Origin of the sequence: Lysinibacillus sp. SGAir0095, assembly GCF_005491425.1 — a bacterium.
Classification (GTDB): Bacteria; Bacillota; Bacilli; order Bacillales_A; family Planococcaceae; genus Ureibacillus.
On record NZ_CP028083.1, the window covers coordinates 2,779,098 to 2,799,517 of the forward strand.

The 20,420-nt window shown below is 38.3% G+C and carries 16 protein-coding genes and 1 other annotated feature; of the genes, 6 read left to right on the plus strand and 10 right to left on the minus strand.

Features of this window, described 5'->3' with window-relative positions; translation table 11 throughout:
* Window positions 1-122: 122 nt before the first annotated feature.
* From C1N55_RS13775 to zapA, 4 genes are all read right to left on the minus strand, one after another.
* Complete coding sequence (locus C1N55_RS13775) at window positions 123-2,489, minus strand: endonuclease MutS2 (protein WP_137729371.1); 2,367 nt, start codon at window positions 2,487-2,489, stop codon at window positions 123-125.
* A gap of 122 nt (window positions 2,490-2,611) precedes the next feature.
* Window positions 2,612-4,315 carry a DNA polymerase/3'-5' exonuclease PolX gene (polX, locus tag C1N55_RS13780; protein WP_137729372.1) on the minus strand — a complete coding sequence of 568 codons (1,704 nt, stop codon included), beginning with the start codon at window positions 4,313-4,315 and terminating at the stop codon, window positions 2,612-2,614.
* 138 nt (window positions 4,316-4,453) lie between these two features.
* Window positions 4,454-4,993 (minus strand): CvpA family protein, encoded by a 540-nt coding sequence (locus tag C1N55_RS13785; RefSeq protein WP_137729373.1) that lies wholly within the window; start codon window positions 4,991-4,993, stop codon window positions 4,454-4,456.
* A 5-nt stretch (window positions 4,994-4,998) separates the two neighbouring features.
* Entirely contained in the window at window positions 4,999-5,259 is a 261-nt protein-coding gene (gene zapA / locus C1N55_RS13790; protein WP_137729374.1) for a cell division protein ZapA, read from the minus strand.
* Between the two features lie 179 nt (window positions 5,260-5,438).
* Between zapA and rnhC the strand changes: the two genes are divergently transcribed.
* Window positions 5,439-6,395 carry a ribonuclease HIII gene (gene rnhC / locus C1N55_RS13795; RefSeq protein WP_137729375.1) on the plus strand — a complete coding sequence of 319 codons (957 nt, stop codon included), beginning with the start codon at window positions 5,439-5,441 and terminating at the stop codon, window positions 6,393-6,395.
* A 48-nt stretch (window positions 6,396-6,443) separates the two neighbouring features.
* Here rnhC and C1N55_RS13800 read toward each other — a convergent pair whose 3' ends face one another.
* Window positions 6,444-7,877 carry a sodium:solute symporter family protein gene (locus C1N55_RS13800; RefSeq protein ID WP_240758301.1) on the minus strand — a complete coding sequence of 478 codons (1,434 nt, stop codon included), beginning with the start codon at window positions 7,875-7,877 and terminating at the stop codon, window positions 6,444-6,446.
* A gap of 124 nt (window positions 7,878-8,001) precedes the next feature.
* Window positions 8,002-8,541, minus strand: a complete 540-nt coding sequence (locus C1N55_RS13805) for a hydrolase (protein WP_137729377.1) — start codon at window positions 8,539-8,541, stop codon at window positions 8,002-8,004.
* A gap of 165 nt (window positions 8,542-8,706) precedes the next feature.
* Between C1N55_RS13805 and C1N55_RS13810 the strand changes: the two genes are divergently transcribed.
* Window positions 8,707-9,183, plus strand: coding sequence for a nucleoside-diphosphate sugar epimerase (locus C1N55_RS13810; protein ID WP_137729378.1), 477 nt, complete (start codon window positions 8,707-8,709; stop codon window positions 9,181-9,183).
* A 30-nt stretch (window positions 9,184-9,213) separates the two neighbouring features.
* On the opposite strand, the gene pheT is transcribed toward C1N55_RS13810, so the two are convergent.
* Both pheT and pheS read right to left on the minus strand, forming a co-directional pair.
* A complete protein-coding gene (pheT, locus tag C1N55_RS13815; protein WP_137729379.1) occupies window positions 9,214-11,619 on the minus strand; it encodes a phenylalanine--tRNA ligase subunit beta in 2,406 nt (801 codons plus the stop codon).
* Window positions 11,620-11,631: 12 nt separating this feature from the next.
* Entirely contained in the window at window positions 11,632-12,669 is a 1,038-nt protein-coding gene (pheS, locus tag C1N55_RS13820; RefSeq protein WP_137729380.1) for a phenylalanine--tRNA ligase subunit alpha, read from the minus strand.
* 178 nt (window positions 12,670-12,847) lie between these two features.
* Window positions 12,848-13,084: a binding site (T-box leader), on the minus strand.
* Between the two features lie 214 nt (window positions 13,085-13,298).
* Here pheS and C1N55_RS13825 point away from each other — a divergent pair.
* Entirely contained in the window at window positions 13,299-14,669 is a 1,371-nt protein-coding gene (locus tag C1N55_RS13825; protein WP_137729381.1) for a methyl-accepting chemotaxis protein, read from the plus strand.
* A gap of 64 nt (window positions 14,670-14,733) precedes the next feature.
* Here C1N55_RS13825 and C1N55_RS13830 read toward each other — a convergent pair whose 3' ends face one another.
* Together C1N55_RS13830 and C1N55_RS13835 are read right to left on the minus strand one after the other, a co-directional pair.
* Complete coding sequence (locus C1N55_RS13830; protein WP_137729382.1) at window positions 14,734-15,495, minus strand: TrmH family RNA methyltransferase; 762 nt, start codon at window positions 15,493-15,495, stop codon at window positions 14,734-14,736.
* A 102-nt stretch (window positions 15,496-15,597) separates the two neighbouring features.
* The gene (locus C1N55_RS13835) at window positions 15,598-16,710 is read right to left on the minus strand and encodes an IscS subfamily cysteine desulfurase (RefSeq protein ID WP_137729383.1); all 1,113 of its coding nucleotides are present in this window, start codon (window positions 16,708-16,710) and stop codon (window positions 15,598-15,600) included.
* Window positions 16,711-16,852: 142 nt separating this feature from the next.
* Here C1N55_RS13835 and nadB point away from each other — a divergent pair, with 142 nt between their 5' ends.
* From nadB to nadA, 3 genes are read left to right on the plus strand one after another with little or no spacing between them, the layout of a single operon-like run.
* The gene (gene nadB / locus C1N55_RS13840; RefSeq protein ID WP_205758475.1) at window positions 16,853-18,445 is read left to right on the plus strand and encodes an L-aspartate oxidase; all 1,593 of its coding nucleotides are present in this window, start codon (window positions 16,853-16,855) and stop codon (window positions 18,443-18,445) included.
* The gene (nadC, locus tag C1N55_RS13845) at window positions 18,399-19,259 is read left to right on the plus strand and encodes a carboxylating nicotinate-nucleotide diphosphorylase (RefSeq protein WP_137729384.1); all 861 of its coding nucleotides are present in this window, start codon (window positions 18,399-18,401) and stop codon (window positions 19,257-19,259) included. The genes nadB and nadC overlap by 47 nt, the downstream gene beginning before the upstream one ends.
* Window positions 19,246-20,346, plus strand: coding sequence for a quinolinate synthase NadA (gene nadA / locus C1N55_RS13850; protein ID WP_137729385.1), 1,101 nt, complete (start codon window positions 19,246-19,248; stop codon window positions 20,344-20,346). Before nadC ends, nadA begins: the two co-directional genes overlap by 14 nt.
* Window positions 20,347-20,420: the final 74 nt, after the last annotated feature.

Here is a 20,420-nt window from a genome sequence, read left to right on the forward strand (position 1 = left end):
AACTCCTTTTACTCATTTCGATTGTGAATAGCAAATTTCAATTTAATTTTACCCGAGTAGGCTCGGGTAAAATTCATCATAAATTTGGCGATTACCAGGGATATACACAGTAGCACAACTAATTATTTTAACTCTACTACCGTTACCCCGAATCCACCTTCTCCGGCTTCACCATAACGATATGATTTCACACGCTTATGACCCTTCAAGAAGTTTTGGATCCCTTGTCTCAGTGCACCTGTCCCTTTACCATGAATGATTGATACACGGGGATAATTAGCTAAAAGTGCATCATCGATATATTTCTCTGTTCTTAAAATGGCTTCTTCATAACGTTCACCGCGTAAATCTAATTCTAGTTTAACATGACCACTGCGATTTTTCACATTTGTCATGACAACTGTCTGCTTTTCTTTTTCAGGCTTTACATATTGTAAATCTGATTCTTCCAGTTTCATTTTCAGTATACCAATTTGAACTACCCATTCAGTTTCCGATACTTTTTCAACTAACGTTCCTTTTTGGCCATAACTCAATACCTTTACCTCGTCCCCAAGCTTTAAGTTTTGGGCACGCTCTCGAATTTGTGCTTGTTTTTTTAGTACCTGATTCTCTTGTGGAGCAGCTGCATCGAGTTTTTTCTTCGCTTCAATCAGCTCATGCTCTTTTACAACTTTACTTGCATTCGCACGCATCTCGCGGAGTTCAGCAATTACTTTATCAGATTCCATTTTTGCTTCATCGATAATTTTGCGGGCTTTTTCTTTTGCTTTTTTTTCTAATGCTTCCTTCTTCTCATCATAAGTTCTTAGCCGCTCTTCTAATTGTTCATGCAATTGTTGAGCTTCTTCCAATAATGCATGGGCTTCATCTGCCTCGCGTTCGGAACGACGTCTACTTTCCTCTAATGAGGCAATCATTGATTCAACTTCATGGCGATTTGAGCCTGTAAAGCTACGGGCTTGTTGAATAATCGATTCTTTTAAACCAAGTCGTTTCGAAATTTCAAATGCATTTGAACGTCCAGGCACACCTATTAATAATCGGTAGGTTGGACTCAATGTCTCGATATCAAATTCTACACTTGCATTGACAACACCTGGACGATTGTAGCCATATGCCTTTAACTCAGGATAGTGAGTTGTCGCCATTACTCGTGCACCACGTCCAACTACTTCGTCCAGGATGGAAATGGCTAAAGCAGCCCCTTCTTGTGGGTCCGTCCCAGCTCCTAATTCATCAAATAACACAAGTGATCGAGCATCAAATTTCCCTAAGATATCAACAATATTGACCATATGAGAAGAGAATGTCGATAAAGATTGCTCGATGGATTGTTCATCTCCAATATCCGCAAATAACTGATCAAAGACTGCTAATTCTGAACCGTCCAATGCCGGTACAGGTAATCCTGCCTGTGCCATTAAAGTACATAGGCCAACAGTTTTCAAAGTAACTGTTTTACCACCTGTATTTGGACCAGTAATGACGATTGCTGTAACATCACGTCCAAATTCTATCGTATTTGGGACAGCTTCCTCAATAGAAATGAGAGGATGTCTAGCGCGAACTAAACGGATATAACCCTCTTGATTCATCTTAGGTTTAGTACATTTAAATGCTTGTCCAAATTTCCCTTTGGCTAGGATAACATCAATATCTCCCAGAATTTGAACAAGAACAAAAAGATCATGCGCCACTTCCTGCACCTTCGATGACAATTCTAATAAAATACGCTCAATTTCCGCTTTTTCCTTCACCTTTAGACGTTGTATCTCGTTATTTGCCTGTACAACTGATTCTGGTTCAATGAAAAGAGTTTGTCCTGAAGATGATTGATCATGAACAATCCCTCCGTAATGACTACGATACTCCTGTTTAACTGGTATAACAAAACGATCATTACGTATTGTTACAATGGCATCTGAAAGCATTTTTGTAGCGTTAGATCCACGAGTCAAGCTTTCTAATTTTTGTCTTACTTTTGCTTCCTCTGCACGAAGAGATTGTCGAATCGATCGTAATGTAGTGCTGGCAGAGTCTAAAACTGCCCCATTGTCATCAATACAATCATTAATCTCATGCTGTAATGCAGTTAAGATTGGCATTTGCTCTTTTCTTTCAACAAAATGAGGAACTGTAATATCTTCTTCCTGCTCAATATCTTCAATAAAATTTCGAAGGATTCTGCTTGCACGGATGGTACTTGCAATTTCCATTAACTCCATCGGGCTCAGCATACCACCGATTTGTGCACGTTTAGCTTGAGGACGGACATCAAAGATACCGCCCATTGGTACATTGCCTTTAACTCGTAAAATCGAGAGCCCTTCATCCATCTCTTCTAACAGTTCAACTACTGTATCAAAATCCGTTTCGGGTATTAGTTGCTCTATTGTACTTTTTCCCAATGAGGATGTGCAAAAATTCGCAACTTGTTCCCGTACTTTATCATATTCTAATGTCCTTAATGCGCGTTCAGCGATCACTTCTGAACACCTCCTGGCTATTCAATTGGTTCAATTACATGTTTCATTAAAAAGCTTGACTAACCTTAAAGCTTTTAATGTTTAGTCATAGTTGCACTAATGCTTGGATGATATATACTTTGTTAACCGCGAATAAAAGATTCAAATTGCTTTAATGACCATGTATTGACAATTAGTTCTTTTCTCAGCCACGCTTTTTGAGCATACTTTGTCCCAATTTCCATTACATTTAGCTGTTCAATCGCATGGGCATCCGTGTTAATGGCAATTGGAACATTTAGCTCCATGGCCATTATTAAGTGTTCGATACGTAAGTCTAATCGGTACGGGCTTGCATTTAGTTCAAGAATTTTGCCATATTCTGCAGCCCATTTTATCAATTGTGGTATATCTGGATTATAACCTTCACGCTGGCCAATAATTCGACCTGTTGGATGCGCAATCATATGAACATATGGATTTTGAATTGCTGTATAAAGTCTTTCCATAATTGTTTCCTGTGATTGGGAGAAACTCGAATGGATTGATGCAATAACAAAATCCAGTTCTTTTAGAACATCCTCCTCAAAATCTAATGAACCATCCGGTAAAATATCCATTTCAGTTCCAGCAAATAGGCGGAAATTTGGATGTGCTTCATTAAAATCAATTATTTCTAGACGTTGTTTTTCTAATCTTTCTGGTGTAAGGCCATTTGCAACCTTTAGATATTGTGAATGGTCTGTGATAACACCATGTGTATAGCCACGTTCAATTAACGCTTCACCCATTTCCTTTACTGTATGGGCACCATCAGACCATGTAGTATGCATATGCAAATCTGAAACAATTTGCTCAAGAGTAACTAGTCCATCCAGTTCATCTAAACGCTCTAACTCTTTCCCTGATTCACGAACTGTCGGCGGGATAAATGGCAGGTCGAAATGGTCAAAGAAAGCTTCCTCAGAGTCAAAGGTCATCATGGAGCCATCTGGTTGTTCTACTCCATATTCACTTATTTTCTTCCCTTGCTCCTTGGCCAATTGTCGCATGCGGACATTGTGATCCTTTGAACCAGTAAAATGATGAAGGGCTGTTGCGTATTCATTTAGCTTAACTAGTCGGAAATCTACACTTACAGGATCTTCAGCATCTAATATTACAGACACTTTTGTATCTCCGGCTGCCACAATTTCTTTTACATGGAGACTTTTGAGCAATCGCTCTTTTACCACCTCAGGCTGTTTAGTAGCAACGATAAAATCAACATCCTTGCTCATTTCACTAACCCTGCGGAAACTTCCTGCCACGGAAAACTTTTGAATTTCATCAATTGAATACAATAATTCATTGATCTCCGTGACGATTTCTTGAAGATACCATATTGGTAATCTCTCGCTTCGTTCTCCAAAGTGCTCGAGTTCTTTTAGTATTTTTTCTTCTGATTTTGGTCCAAAGCCAGCTAATTTTTGAATTTTTTTTGTTTCACACGCTTCTTTTAAGCTTTCCACACTATCAACACCTAGCTCACTATAAAGTTTTGCTAATTTCTTACCGCCTAAACCCGGTAGTTTTAATAGTGGAATTAAACCTTTAGGCACTGCTTCCTCAAGTTCTTTCAGTTGAGATGAAGCACCCGTTTCAATTAGCTCATGAATAACGGTTGCTGTACCTTTTCCAATTCCTTTTAGTTTTGTGATATCTTCTATTTCATTTAAACTACGTTCATCTAATTCAAGGGCATTGGCTGCCTTACGAAATGCAGAAACTTTAAAAGGATTTTCACCTTGAAGTTCCAATAATAAGGCAATTTTCTCAAGAGTTTTAATGACTATTTTTTTATTCATGATTTACCTCCTAGTAAAAATCCTTGATTGATCAATACTTTCCTTTGTTCGTGGAAAAAGGAAATGCCCCAAACAGTCGCTTTGGGACATTTCCTTAAAAATCGATTATCTACGACTAACGATAATCCAGCACTTATTTTAATCTTTAGGGATATACCACCAATCTTGAACCATGCTTGTGAAAACTGGGGTGTGCTCTAACATCAGTTTTGCAATGATGGAACCATCCAAGAGATTTTGCAGAGATCCTATTGGAAGCAATGCTAACACATACATGCCGATAAACACTATCAAATAGAATTCAACAAAACATAGAACAGCACCCAGCAAACGGTTTACTGAATTTAAAATTGGTAAGTAGGTTAAAAAATCAAAGATGGAACCGAGAATTTGTAATGCAATTTTTACTCCAAAGAAAATTACAGCAAAGGCGATGATTCGGTAAAATGTTTGGTCTACATTCAACTGATCAAGAACAAGCATCATTGATGAATCGTCTGTAACTCCTGGATACGGAATCCATAAAACAAACTTTTCTGCTAGCGGTTTATAATAGATATACGCTACAATAAGTGCAACAAAAAAGCTAAGAAGGTGGATGGCCTGAACAATAAAGCCACGTTTAAGTCCTACTAGTATACTAGCAGCAAATATAATAAGTAATATAATATCAAGCATTCAATTCAACCCTTTAATTTTTTCAATTCTTCTTCAAGCTGTTCAACTTGTTCTTTTAATTTTAGTAATTCATGTACGGTATTGACAGCTGTTAATACGGCAAGCTTGGAACTATCTAATGAAGGATTATGTACACGTATTTCTCTCATTTTGTCATCAACTATAGATGCAACTAATCGCATATGGCCCGTAGACTCAGTACCAACCATTTTATAGGAATGGCCATAAATTTCTACGGATATTCGATTTTTTTCTTGGTCAGCCATGCAATACCTCCTAAAACTTTAGCAAAAAACATTGTAATCCTGATTATCAAATCATGAGAATTATTCATAGATTTGTTTATTTTTTCTTCATTAGAATATATTAATAAAATTTATAATACATATCATACCATGAAATTGTTTTTGATGTGAACCTTAGATGGAAGAAAGGAACGAACTAAATGTCAAATATTGTGTTACAGCTTTCAATGGAAGAACAAAATAAAGTGAGATCCTATTATGCTTCTTCGACTATACAACGCAATGCACCCGGAGTAATTTTTGCAGCAAAACTTCCGGATACAGCTATTACCCTCTACAAATCCGGAAAGGTAATGTTCCAAGGAAGTGGAGCCACAAGAGAAGCAAGCCGTTGGGGTGAAGTCAAATCCCCTTCTACTCAATCAACAATTACTACAAATTCAAATAAAACGGTTAAAACAAAGGGCGATATACTTCCTGAAAATTTCGCAACGATGTCAGTGCTAGGGTCAGATGAAACTGGTACTGGTGATTATTTCGGACCAGTTACTGTTGCAGCTGTCTATGTACCAAAAGAAAAAATAGACCTTATTTATGAGCTTGGTGTTAAGGATTCAAAAATGTTGAATGACCAGATCATGCTCAAAATTGCTCCTGACATTATGGCTGTTTGCCCTTACAGTATTTTGACATTACGAAATGATAGATATAATGCCATCCAAGCCAAAGGATATTCACAAGGGAAGATAAAGGCGATGCTTCATAACCAAGCTCTAAAACATGTCTTGACTAAAATAGAGCCGGAAAAACCTGAGTATATTTTAATCGACCAATTCGCAGAAAGAAACATCTATTATAATCATATAAAAAGTGAAAAAGAAATTGTTCGTGAGAATGTCTTATTTTCAACAAAAGCCGAGCAGCTTCATGTGTCCGTAGCCGCTGCATCTATTTTAGCTCGTTACGCTTTCTTAAAAGAAATGGACAGATTGTCAAAATCAGTAGGAATGAATCTGCAAAAAGGTGCAAGTGGAAAAGTAGATGATATGGCAGCACGGATATGGATAAAACATGGCGAGGAGACTTTGAAATCCATCTCAAAGTGGCATTTTGCTAATACGGAAAAGGCTAGAAGGCTAGTAAATAAAAAGAAATAGTCCCTAGTAGAGAAACGCTTCAAATAATAGCGTTTCTCCTATTTATTTTCATGCACTTTCAAATTCTGGCGTTCTATTTAAATCTGTTTTATTTGGAAGAATGAACGAAACAATAACCGTTAAGACTGTTGAAATTAGCACTCCCCAAAGGATTCCAAATAACACAGACGCAATAGCTCCCGAAAGTAAACCGATTCTACCTCCCCAAACCGATACACGACTATTTTGTGTTCCCATTTCAAATTTTTCGTGTTTCCGTTTCTTCCATAAAAGTCCAACAATCAGTACCGGTACAACCCCACCACCAGTTAGTGTATAGGCAAAGGAGAACAAGCTAATGATGGATTCAGAATAGTTCGCTGCTAATGTTGAAAATATCCCCACTAAAACAACCAACCATTTCGATAGAACAATTAACTTCGCATCCTTCATTTCCTTTGAAAAGGGGATGATCAGGTCATTTACAATAACAATGGCTGCAGAATGCAACAAGGAGGACGCACTTGAAATGGCGGCTAAGAAGATTAATATAAAGAAAACAAGGGCCGCAGTTTGGGTCATTTCATTTAAGATTAACCAGGGAACTGCATTAGCAGAATCTACATTAGGATTCAATGCTTTTACAATCATTCCTGAAACGGAGGCTAAAATGGTAAATAAAATTGCAGCAATCCCGCTGTACAACATAGCTCGACTAGCTGCTTTGGGATTGTTTGCCGCAAAACATCGTTGCCAATACATTTGAGCAGCTAATACCCCAAAACACCCCGTTACAAAGAGTGTGACAACTTCCCAAGGAGAAATGCTAATTTGTGTCAGGTGACTAGCATTAACCTCAGCTAACATTGTTTTTAACGTTGAATAGCTAAAATCGATTTTTGCGTAAACTTTGATATAAAACCAAATCGCTATACCCAACAATAAAACTCCTTGTATAAAATCAGTCCAAACAACGGACAACATTCCGCCTACCGTTGTATAGATAATAAAAACAGTGGAGAAGAAAAAGATTAATGGCAGAGGATCTGCGCCTGTGAATACGGAGAAAAGCTGACCCATACCTTTTGCTTGCCCCCCAATCCAGGCAATCATGATGGCTGAAGTTAAGATTCCTACAATAGCTCTTGATACTTTATCCCTTAAGATTAAATCATTTAATAATTCTGCAATACTTTTATAAGTAAACCTAGCAGCAAACCCTGCAAATAATAAGGCAAAGAGTATTTTTGCGCCTTGCTCTCCGATAATAAACGGTATATTGGCTATGCCAATTTCAAACCCATTTGAAGAGTGACCGATAAAGTTTCCTACACCCATAATAGTCGCAAGATCAGTAAATAAAAGTAAGAAAAATGGCAATGTTCCTCCAGCAATTGCAAATTGAAGAAAGCTTTCTTTTGACTTCTTTCTAAATCTCAAAGACATTCCAATAAAAAATAAACTTAAAACAACAGTCACAATCCAGGTCCAGGTTGCGAGCATTAATTTCCCCCCTTGTAAAGTAGTTAATTTATCCCTATGCTCTCTACCCTTCATATAGAAATTAAAAACCATACAATCTGCCTGTTAATACAAGGCCTTGTATGGTTTTACCTTATCTAATATATTATTTTACAAGCTTACTAATTGCTTTAAACTGATCTCCTTTTGCAACCTGAAGCATTTCAAATAGGGCCATTTCTACAGTAGTCACCTTTACACCCAGCTGCATCATTTTTTGAAGTCCGATTTCATGAGACTTTGATGTGCGTGAAGATACACAATCTGCAAGTACTTCCACTTCATAACCATTTTGAATTAAATGTGCGGCTGTTTGGTATACGCAGATATGTGTTTCGATTCCAGCAAGCAGAACCTTTTTACGCTTTGTTGCTTCTAATCGTTCAACAAATTCGGGTGTATCATATGCGCTGAATGTTATTTTTTCAATAGGTTTTTGATTAGGCAAGGTTTGTGCAATTTTCTCCACAGTTGGTCCAAGCCCTTTAGGATACTGTTCCAGCCATAAAACTGGTAATCCTAAAATCTGGACCCCTTCTGTTACCTTTGCTAAATTGGAAATCACAAATTCACTATCATGAACGATTTCTGCTAGTTTTCCTTGAATATCAATTAATACTAATACTGTTTCTTCTTTTGTAAGCATCTCTATATCCCCTTTGTTCAATATTTCCACTTACTTATTATATATGATTTGATTTAGATATAAAATTCTCCAAACTACGTATTTTCAGTCTATACTTTTCCCCTCCACTCCATTTGAAACAAAATGGCAGGACATGTATAGTACTTATTAGAAAGGATGATATTGTTGATTCGATTAAGTTGGTTAATAAGTCTTGGGATTTCGCTGCTCGGCTTTCTCATAATAGGACATTTCTTCACAATTCAACCCGAAGAATCTGTGGGTAGTGAAAGTTTAGGTTTTATCGGGATAATATTTGTTTTACCGTTTTTATTGCTCAGTATGTTTATTACATATCGATACATTTTCAAGTTGACAAGGAATACAAACGATCGATTAATGAAGTCTTTCTCGGTTGCTGGAGGATTTTTGTTGATTTGTGTACTCGTGTACTTTTCACTAGGTTATAAAAATGAAACTTTAGCTAAATTGGATGGAGCTAACGTTGGCAGGATATTTAATTTACCAGAATTAAATGAGTATACATATTCGATTTATTTTAATTTTTATACCTTCGCATTCATTCACGCCGTTGTCGGTGTAATCGCTGCATTGGTTGGAGTATTAAACCCTGGAACGAAAAAAGAAGAGTTGCCCGAGTAAACCCGCGCAACTCTTCTTTTTTAAACCTTTTTATCGAAGTTCGGCACCAGCTTCAGTTAAAGCTTTTAACACTTTGTTATGTGCGCTTACTACTTCATCGTCCGTTAATGTACGATCTGGATCGAAGTATGTTAATGAGAAGGCAACGGATTTTTTACCAGCCTCCATTTTCTCTCCTTCATAAACATCGAAGACTTTTACTTCTTTTAATAATTTTGTTCCAGCATTACGGATAATTTGGATAATTTCGCCAGCTGGTTTTGAACGATCGAGCTCTAAAGCAATGTCACGTGTCATTGCCGGGAAACGCGGAACAGATGTGTAAACTAATTCCTCAACTTCAGCTGTAAGAATCGCATTCAAGTTTAATTCTGCTACAAATGTATCTTTTAAATCGTATTTTTTTCGTTCTGAAGGGTGTAAACCACCGATTATTCCTACTTTTTCTCCGTCAAGTAGAATAGTAGCCGTTTGACCAGGGTGAAGTCCATCAACACTTGCTTTTTCGAAAGATAGGCGTTCAGTTAAGCCAAGCTTTTCAAATAAGCTTTCTACAATTCCTTTGGCAACAAAGAAATCTACTGGTAGCTTCTCGCCTTGCCATGCATTATCTACCCATTTGCCTGAAACCACTAGAGCAAGATGCTCTTCTTCATACGGAAGTTCTTCTGCTGTTTTACCAAGGAATACAGAACCAATTTCATATAAAGCTAGAGAATCCGCTTTACGAGCCACGTTATAGCTTGCTGCTTCTACTAAATGTGGAATTAAGCTTTGTCGTAAAGTTGAACGTTCTTCACTCATTGGCATTAATAATCTAGTTGTATCTTCGGCTTTAAGTGCGAATTTTTGAGCAAGCTCATCTGATGTTAATGAATATGTGACTGCCTGGTAAAGTCCGGCACCTTCCATTACATTGCGAGCGATGCGACGTTTTCCTTGGTAAGGAGTTAAGCCGCCAATTTGCTCATTGCCTTCCGGTAATGTCATCGGGATTTCATCATATCCATAAAGTCTCGCAATTTCTTCCACGATATCTTCCTCAATTTTAATATCCTGACGACGTGTAGGTGCATCAATAATTAATAAACCATTTGCTGCTTCCACATCGAATTGTAGACGATTTAGAATGGATAACATATCCTCTAGTGAAATTTTCATGCCAAGACGATTGTTGATGAAATCTGGTGAAACAACAACTCGTGCAGGCGATTTATCTAAATCATCCACGGCTACAGTTCCTTCTAGAACCTCTCCGCCAGCAAGCTCCGCTAAAAGCTGAGCAGCACGTTCTCCTGCAATAAGTACGCGGTTTGGATCTACCCCTTTTTCAAAACGAGCAGACGAATCAGAGCGCAAGCCTAATTCCTTTGATGTACGACGAACGGAGAAACCATCGAAATAAGCTGCTTCGATGACAACTGTTGTTGTGTCACTTGTAACCTCAGAGTTCGCACCACCCATAACACCTGCAATTGCAACGGGTTCTTTGCCATTTGTAATAACAAGATTATGACCTTTTAAAGTACGTTCCTGATCATCTAAAGTTACAATTTTCTCGCCTTCATTTGCTAAACGGACAAGGATTTCGTTTGAGCTTAATGCATCATAGTCGAATGCATGTAGAGGCTGACCATATTCCATTAAAATATAGTTCGTTATATCAACTACATTGTTATGCGGACGTACACCCGCAGCCATTAAGTAGTGCTGCAGCCAAAGTGGAGATTCTTCGATTTTCACATTTTTAACAACTTTCGCTGCGTATAATGGATTTTCTTTTGCTTCCACACGAACTTTAATGAAATCTTCAGCTTTTTCTGAAACTGTATTGTACTTGATTTCAGGTAATTTTACATCTTGTGATAAAATTGCAGCTACTTCATAAGCAACCCCAAGCATAGAAAGGGCATCTGAACGATTTGGCGTTAAACCCAGTTCCAATACAGTATCACGAAGTCCGATTAATTCTAATGCGTCACTACCAGGAACTGTCTCTTCAGGTAATACATAAATCCCTTCTGCATAGGCTTTTGGTACAACTCGACCTTCAACACCTAATTCTTGTAGAGAACAAATCATTCCGTTTGATTCTTGACCGCGCATTTTCGCTTTTTTAATCTTTACCCCACCTGGAAGACGTGCACCAGGTAAAGCGACGATTACTTTTTGCCCAGCTGCCACATTAGGAGCACCACAAATAATTTGACGGATATCCCCTTCACCTACTTCCACTTGGCAAACATTCAATTTATCTGCATCGGGATGCTTTTCTTTTGAAACGACATGCCCAGCTACAACATTTGTCATTCCCTGGGAACGATCGATTACCGCATCCACTTCAATCCCTGAACGCGTAATTTTTTCAGCTAACTCTTCTGGTGCAATACCATCTATATCAACATATTGTTTTAACCAATTTAATGAAACTAACATAGTTGTACCCCCTTACCCTTCTGTTCTATGGAATTGTGATAAGAAACGACTATCATTTGTATAGAAATGACGAATATCATCTACTCCGTATTTCAACATTGCGATACGTTCTGCCCCAATACCAAATGCAAAGCCTGATACTTTTTTCGAATCATAGCCAGCCATTTCAAGTACATTCGGATGGACCATACCTGCACCTAAAATTTCAATCCAGCCTGTATGCTTACAGACGTTACAGCCCTTACCGCCACATTTGAAGCAAGAAATATCCATTTCTACAGAAGGCTCTGTGAATGGGAAGAAACTTGGACGTAAACGAATTTCACGATCATCTCCGAACATTTTCTTCGCTAACGCATCCAGTGTTCCTTTTAAATCACTCATGCGAATATTTTCTCCGATTACGAGACCTTCAATTTGCATGAACTGATGTGAGTGAGTTGCATCGTCATTATCGCGACGGAATACTTTCCCTGGGCAAATAATGCGAATTGGTTCACCTTTTTTTAATTCCATTGTACGAGCTTGCACTGGAGAAGTGTGCGTACGTAAAAGCGTTTCTTCTGTGATATAGAAAGTGTCCTGCATATCACGAGCTGGGTGGCCTTTTGGCAGGTTTAACGCTTCGAAGTTGTAATAATCCTTTTCAACTTCTGGCCCTTCCGCAATTTCATAGCCCATAGATACGAATAAATCTTCAATCTCTTCAACAACACGTGTTAATGGGTGACGGTTTCCTTGACGTACTTTACGTCCTGGTAAAGTGACATCAATGGATTCCTTCTCTAATTGCTCTTGGATTGCTTGTTCTTCCAGTACAGCCACTCTTTCTTCTAATTGGACTGTTACATTTTCACGTACTGCATTTACTAGAGCTCCCATTTTCGGACGTTCTTCAGGAGATAATTTTCCCATTCCTTTTAATAAATCTGTAATCGGACCTTTTTTTCCTAAATACGCAACACGAACGTCATTCAACTCTTTTAAGTTGGATGCAGCTTGTAGCTTCGCCAACGCTTCTTGTTCTAATTGCTTTAATTGTTGTTCCACGTGTATACCCTCCTTGTTAAAATACCATTTGCTTTGTTTTTTTGTGGTGGTTACGAGCCGTCGTTTTCCATGCGAGTTTTGCTGTTTTACGTGCGTTCGCCGTTTTAACCTAATCAACACAATTACTAAAGTTCCGCCTCGCCCTTTCCATAAGAAAACACAAAAAACCTCGCCCCTAAAAAGGGACGAGGACTAGATTCGCGGTACCACCCTAGTTATTGCAAGCAAAACATTGCAATCACTTCATTGACATAACGACTCGATTGGCCGGCATTCCTTTCACAAAACTTGATCCCGGAAGCTGCTTGCGGGGTGAACTTCAATACTTTCGACCATACATAAGCTTTCAGTCTAAGGCTTATGCTCCCTGGATAGTCACTTCACTATTTACTCTTCCCGCTACAAACGCATTTAAAAAGTTATTTGTTTTTAAAGTCCTCATTATTTTACGGCAAAACAGAAAACGTTTCAAGTATTGCAAACAATAAGTAACTAAACCTTTTATCTAGTTTCTAAAATAGGTAAAAAGAAATGAATTTAAACTTTCTCTATAGAAAAATTTACTCATATGGTATATTTTTAATAACCACATGTTAGATTTTATGACATTACTTTCAAGGAGGGGTATCATGTTATTTTTAAAAAGAAAAGAAGAACTAAATAATCACTCTTCACCGGAAGAAGCATCTCGGGATATCGATGGACAAATTCAAGTTGCAGTTGACCAACTAAAAGGGATTGTGGAGCAAGTGAATATTGCTTCGATAGACCTGGAAGAAACATCATCATCAAGTAAAGATAAAATAAGTAGTTTATTAGACCATAGTATGCAAACTGCTGATAATACGCACCAGGTAGCAATAAAAATGAGCGAAATCGAATCTTCAGCCTTACATATTTCAGCTTTTTCACAGGAAATTTTATCAAATAGCCAAACCTCAAATGAAGAACTAGTGATATCCGTTGAATCCTTTCAGTCCCTTCAAAGTAAATTTGACGCATTAAAACAAAGTCATCATTTGCTTCTACAGCAAATGAACCAGCTGGTAAACAATTCTAAAAACATACATGATATTGTCCATACAATTGGTTCCATTTCACAAAAGACTAGGATTCTCGCTTTAAATGCCTCAATCGAAGCAGCAAGAGCTGGTGATCATGGTAAAGGTTTTGCAGTTGTTGCAAACGAAGTAGGAAATTTAGCGAACCAAACTTCAATTGCAGTGGAACAAACCCGAGAAAACTTGGATTTAATATTAACAGGGATCAATAGCTCCACTGACATGGTTGTAACAGAAACAAAGCAAATAGAAGAAGGGTCTACTGAGCTTCAGGAAATCTTAAAATCCATGCAATCCTTTAAATCCCGTTTAGTTTCTATTACAAGTATGGTTTCTGAGTCAACAGAATCTGTAGACGGACAACGTGAAAGTATTCAAGAAATTTCTAAAATCCTTCAGGAAATCTCGCAATTGGCCCATGAAAATAAAGAACATGTCTACCAAGTTACAAATGATTTAGATAAACAACATGAAAACGTGGAAGAAATCCGTTCTATTAGTCATGCATTGAACACAACTTCTGAGGAATTGCAATCCCTCATCCACAAAGATGCAGTTCTAATGAACTCGAATATTGACCTCACTTTAGTGGAAAATTCAAAAGAAATTCTTCTTAAAACTATTCGGGCAAATGAATTAATCTCTTTGAATGCAGAGGTACATCAGATGCAACTAGATACAATTTTAACAGCCAATATACAATTTGAAGCCATATGGTCCAATCGTTTGGATGGATCATTTATATATTCAAACCCGACGGCAGCCCTTGTAAATGCAAAATTACGTCCATGGTTTATCGAAGCCTCTGGAGGGAAAACCTTTACCTCTGACGTTTATATTTCTGCCCTTACAAAAAAAGCTTGCATTACACTCTCCATGCCAATTTTAGATGGAAACAAGATTATTGGCGTTCTTGGAGCTGATTTAGCCGTTTCCTAACTTATCATGGAAGCTGCACAACAAAAACACCGACCACAAATTAGTGAATCGGTGTTTACCCTATTTATTTTGCAAATTGATATAGCAAGATGCCTGTTGCTACTGCTACATTTAAAGACTCAGCTTGTCCAAAAATTGGAATAATGACATTTTGATCAGTCTTATCTAGAAGCTGTGGATGGATACCACTGCCTTCATTTCCTACGATTAAAGCAAAGCTACCTGATGTATTAACTTCTGTATACACTACAGCCTCTTGAAGAGCAGTACCGTACACTTTAACTTCCCGATCTTGTAGATCTTCTATCCAATCAGCCAATTCCCCGCGAACAATGGGGATATGGAAATGAGAACCTTGAGCTGAACGTAATGTTTTAGGATTATATGCATCGGCACATCCCTTCCCTAAGACCACCGCATCAATTCCTGCAGCATCTGCCGTGCGAATCATTGTTCCGATATTGCCTGGATCTTGAACTGCGTCAACCAGTAAAAGTTTTCTCCAGCTCGCTAAAGCATTCGAATCTACTTCTAATTGTTTGCAATGGGCAAAAACGCCTTGAGAGTTTTCTGTTTCAGCAAGTTCTGTTGCAATTGCTCCAGTTATTTCAACCATCGCTACATTGTCGATATCCCAAAGTAATGGTAAATCCACACCCTCACGAACAATTATTTGAACGATTTGCTCTTTATTCTTTAAAGCTTCTTCCACTAAATGAAAGCCCTCTACGATAAATTCTCCTGATTTTTCACGTTCTTTTCTTGTCGTCACAAGCTTTTTCCAATGCTTGACTAAAGCATTCTGTGGTGATTCAATTCGTTTCATAATTGTACGTTTACCGCCTTTTCCTTTTCGTTCTATTGCCTAATTTTACATGAAAAGTCGGTCAGTGTAAAAAATGATCTTCCTCACAGAAAATTTCTTTGTTTACAGCCTTACTTCCCGAGCAATACTCTTTAAGCTATCTCCTAATTTATCAATTTCTAGTTTAGTTGTCCCTTCTCCAAAGGATACACGGAAAAACTGTCGTGCTTTTGATAAGTTTTGCCCCATTGCTAAAATGGCTTTTGTTCCAGAGCTGCTAGTAATATCACAGGCACTTCCTGTAGAAATGGCAATTCCCTCCTCATTTAACCTCAGCATCACAAATTGCCCCTCTACCCCATTTAGACATATTCCTAATATACTTGGAAGCTGATAATCTGCCTCGGCTTCAATAAAATCACAACCTGCATCCTTTAAAATCTGTTTTAAGCGATTACGATAAAGTTGAAAAGTCTCTTTTTGATAGGCAAATTGCTCCATTGCTGTCACCATTGCAATAATTGCTGGAAGATCTACTGTCCCTCCACGGATTCCCTTTTCATGGGTTAGACCAGGAAAAACAGGGACACATCGTTTCCTCGGATTTAGATAAATCGCTCCACACCCTTTTGGACCTCCAAATTTATGTGCTGAGATGGTTATAGCATCGAGTTCCTTTGCTAAATGCTCAATTGGCAATTTACAGAAGGATTGAACACAATCTACATGAAAGGGAATGTCTTTTTTTCGAGCAATTTTTGCAATTCGTTCTACTGGCTGAATGGTTCCAATTTCTGAATTTACATGCTGAATTGAAATTAACACCGTATCTTCACGTATCGATTTAACAAGTATATCAACATCCACTATTCCATATTCATTTAGTGGGAGCTTCGTAACCTCATAGCCATCTCTTTCAAGTGTAGTCATGGCTGCATGAACGCTCGTATGCTCTGCTGCAGATGTAATCACATGTTTTCCTTTACCAGCTCTGGCTAGAGATAATATGGCAAGAAGATTCCCTTCTGTCCCACTGCCTGTAAAAATGACCCCATTACGATTAATCCCTAATTTGTTTGCAACTCTAGTTCGAGCCTCCTCTAATAAAAAACTAGCATTGCCCCCTGCATCATGTAGGCTGGATGTATTTCCAAAAACAATCTTTGCAGCTTCTGAATACGCTGCAATTGCTTCATCTGTCATCGGTGTTGTTGCTGCATAGTCAAGATATATCATGATGAAATCCCCTTAGTTTTATAGTCTGAAAACCAAGCTATTCCGTTTAATTCTCTATGAAACTTACATACTTCCAATACTTGTTTTCCACTTCATTTTATGTAAAGATAGGTGTAAAGACAACTGTAAAGAAGGTAAATCTATGAAAATCGAAACAGACATCGTCATTATCGGTAGTGGAATTGCAGCTCTTCAGGCTGCCCAGGTATTATCTCGGCGTTTTACAGTCCACATTATTACGAAGTCTGATATTAGAAACGGTAGTTCCTATAAAGCTCAAGGCGGTATTGCAGCTGTAATAAGTCATGATGATCATTCGACTCTTCATATCCAGGACACGCTTCTCGCTGGTGAACATCATCACGTGGAGCAACATGTAGAACGATTAGTCGAAAAAGGAATAGAAACAGTTCATCAACTTATCAATCAGGACTTTCCTGTGGACCGTACAAATCAAGGGGCAATATCACTTGGTCTCGAAGGTGCACACAGTAAACCGCGCATACTCCATTCCGGTGGTGATGCAACAGGCAAAGCATTGGTCGAACACTTAATAGCAGAGTTACCTGAAAATGTAATTGTCCATGAACATGAAATTGCCTATGAACTACTACTGAATACTCACGGTGAATGTATCGGAGTAAAAACGAAAAAAATCGATTCGAGGGATTCAACTTACTATACCTCTTACGTCATCCTTGCTACAGGCGGAGCAGGAAGTGTTTATGCTTGCACTTCTAACTGTCCAGATAGTGTTGGAGATGGGATTGCGCTTTCTTATCTTGCAGGTGCACAAATTACTGACATGGAATTTGTTCAATTTCACCCTAGTTTACTTTATATAAATGGTGCTGCTAAAGGGCTTGTCTCAGAGGCAGTGCGCGGTGCTGGTGGGTATTTTATCGATCAATATGGACACAGGTTAATGGAGAATAAGCATCCACTAGGAGATTTAGCACCTCGTCATGTAACTGCATTTGAAATATATAAAGAACGGGCTAAAGGAAATGAAGTTTTTCTCGACATTTCTGCCATTTCTGACTTTAAGAGCAAATTTCCAACCATTTCTCAAATTTGTGAAGAAAATGGGATTGCTATTTCACAAGGACGCATCCCAATCGCACCTGGCAGTCACTTTTTAATGGGTGGTATTTCAGCAGATTGCTATGGGCGTACTAGCATTCCAAGACTGCTTGCTACAGGAGAAACTGCATGTACCGGCGTCCATGGGGCTAACCGTTTAGCAAGCAATTCCTTGCTTGAAGGTATTACCTTTGGAAAGCTGATGGCGGAGAATCTATTATCATATGGAACTAGGCAAAACCATTTTCAGGAGTGCCCTACTTTAAACAAAGATAAAAAGTTAACACTTCTTTCTGCAAAAACGCTACAAGAAGAAATGCTAAAAAATGCTGGAATCATTCGAAATCGAGAAGACTTAACCAAATTGCAAGAGCTCCTGCCGACGTATGATCAAGTAAGATTCTTTGATTTAAGCAAATGTACGAAACAACAAATTGAGCTAACTTTTATGCATATTACATCCTCTTTAATAGTGAATGCCGCTCTTTTGCGAGAGGAATCTCGTGGTGCCCATATCCGCGAAGACTTCGCACGCTTGCACCAAGGTTGGCAGAACAAATGGGTCGTGTTTGAAAAAGAAAAAACATATGTGAGGGAAGGACTTTATGAACAAAATCAAACTGCAAACAATGTTAAAGCAATTTTTCAATGAAGATATTGGAGATGGAGATCTTTCAAGTGAATTATTATTTACTTCATCCGATAAAGGCTCTTTTACTTTTTACGCGAAAGAAGCGGGCATCTTTTGTGGAGCTGAAATTATCCAAACCGGTTTTAAAATCTTGGATTCTTCCATAGAAGTAACTCTATTAAAACGAGATGGAGAAAAAATTGAAATAGGTGATGAGATAGCAGTCATTGAGGGTTCTTTACAAAGCTTATTAGCTGGTGAACGAGTTATTTTAAATTTAGTTCAACGAATGAGTAGTATAGCCACAAATGCTTATAAAGCTGTCGAGTTAACGAAAGGAACAAATGCAAAAATTTGTGATACTCGAAAAACGATACCTGGACTTAGAATGCTGGATAAGTATGCAGTTCGTACAGGGGGGGCCTATAATCACCGGAGTGGCCTATATGACTGTATTATGTTGAAGGATAATCACATCTCTTTTGCGGGAAGCATCTCTAGAGCTGTATCTGATGCGAAATCAAAAATCGGTCATACTGTTAAAATCGAAGTTGAAATTGAGTCGAAAGAACAGCTCATCGAAGCGATTGAAGCAAAAGCAGATATTATTATGTTCGATAATCGAAGCCCTGAGGAAATCCGCAATTGGCTGCCGTTTGTCCCTTCGTCCATCATCACGGAGGCTTCAGGTGGCATTACATTTGATAATTTAAAAGATTATGCAAAAAGTGGTGTGGAGTTTATTTCGTTAGGTGCTCTCACCCACTCTGTGAAAGCATTGGATATAAGTGCTCTAGTACAGTTGAAAGGAGAAAAGATTAATGGGTATCACTAGTTTACTCGGAAGCAATATGCTGCCTGAAAAATATCGTACAATGAAGCGTTCTGAGATGGAACAACGAATACTCGAAATTAAAGAAACGCTTGGAGATCAATTATTCATACCAGGCCATCATTATCAAAAGGATGAAGTTATTCAGTTTGCGGATAGTATAGGAGATTCATTGCAGCTTGCAAGAGTCGCAGCAGCAAATAAAAAAGCACAGCATATCGTGTTCTGTGGTGTACATTTCATGGCTGAAACTGCCGATATGCTTACGACAGATGACCAAATTGTATACTTGCCAGATATGCGTGCAGGATGTTCAATGGCGGATATGGCGGATATCTATCAAACGGAAGAAGCATGGATCGAACTCCAGAAGCTGCTTGGCGATACAATCATTCCTTTAACGTATGTCAATTCAACAGCTGCCATTAAAGCATTCACAGGAAGAAATGGCGGGGCTTGTGTTACATCATCTAATGCTAAGAAAATGGTGAAATGGGCATATACTCAAAAAGAGCGTTTATTCTTCTTACCTGACCAACACCTAGGACGAAATACAGCATACGAATTAGGCATTCCTTTAGAGCAGATGGCTGTCTGGAACCCGATGAAAGGCGAACTTGAGTATGAAGGTAACCTAGCAGATCTAAGGGTCATTTTATGGAAAGGCCATTGCTCAGTTCATCAAGGCTTTACCGTATCAAATATAAAAAATGTACGAGAAAGATATCCCCAAATGACCATCATTGTTCACCCAGAATGCTGTCGTGAAGTTGTTGAAGCATCTGATTTAAATGGCTCAACAAAATATATCGTGGACACAGTTAATTCTGCTCCAGCGGGTTCAAGCTTCGCTATCGGAACAGAGATGAATCTGGTTAAACGTATTATTGCGGATCACCCAGATAAGCAAATCATTTCACTAAATGAAAATATGTGTCCATGCTTAACAATGAATCGAATTGATTTACCCCATCTCTTGTGGGCATTAGAAATGATTACAGAAGACGTGCCGGGAAATATCATTAAGGTTGCTCCTGAAGTAACTAAGGAAGCAAAATTGTCACTTGATCGGATGCTTGCATTAGCTTAATAAACCAAGAATCTACATTTGTTCGTGCATACCATATGTAGGTTCTTTTTTCGTCCATTATAATCAGTTTCCCA

Coding starts and splice junctions, on each gene's coding strand:
- polX (WP_137729372.1), bottom strand. CDS start 4,315: ATGAATAAAAAAATAGTCATTAAAACTCTTGAGAAAATTGCCTTATTA.
- C1N55_RS13785 (WP_137729373.1), bottom strand. CDS start 4,993: ATGCTTGATATTATATTACTTATTATATTTGCTGCTAGTATACTAGTA.
- zapA (WP_137729374.1), bottom strand. CDS start 5,259: ATGGCTGACCAAGAAAAAAATCGAATATCCGTAGAAATTTATGGCCAT.
- rnhC (WP_137729375.1), top strand. CDS start 5,439: ATGTCAAATATTGTGTTACAGCTTTCAATGGAAGAACAAAATAAAGTG.
- C1N55_RS13800 (WP_240758301.1), bottom strand. CDS start 7,877: ATGCTCGCAACCTGGACCTGGATTGTGACTGTTGTTTTAAGTTTATTT.
- C1N55_RS13805 (WP_137729377.1), bottom strand. CDS start 8,541: ATGCTTACAAAAGAAGAAACAGTATTAGTATTAATTGATATTCAAGGA.
- pheT (WP_137729379.1), bottom strand. CDS start 11,619: ATGTTAGTTTCATTAAATTGGTTAAAACAATATGTTGATATAGATGGT.
- C1N55_RS13825 (WP_137729381.1), top strand. CDS start 13,299: ATGTTATTTTTAAAAAGAAAAGAAGAACTAAATAATCACTCTTCACCG.
- C1N55_RS13830 (WP_137729382.1), bottom strand. CDS start 15,495: ATGAAACGAATTGAATCACCACAGAATGCTTTAGTCAAGCATTGGAAA.
- C1N55_RS13835 (WP_137729383.1), bottom strand. CDS start 16,710: ATGATATATCTTGACTATGCAGCAACAACACCGATGACAGATGAAGCA.
- nadB (WP_205758475.1), top strand. CDS start 16,853: ATGAAAATCGAAACAGACATCGTCATTATCGGTAGTGGAATTGCAGCT.
- nadC (WP_137729384.1), top strand. CDS start 18,399: ATGAACAAAATCAAACTGCAAACAATGTTAAAGCAATTTTTCAATGAA.
- nadA (WP_137729385.1), top strand. CDS start 19,246: ATGGGTATCACTAGTTTACTCGGAAGCAATATGCTGCCTGAAAAATAT.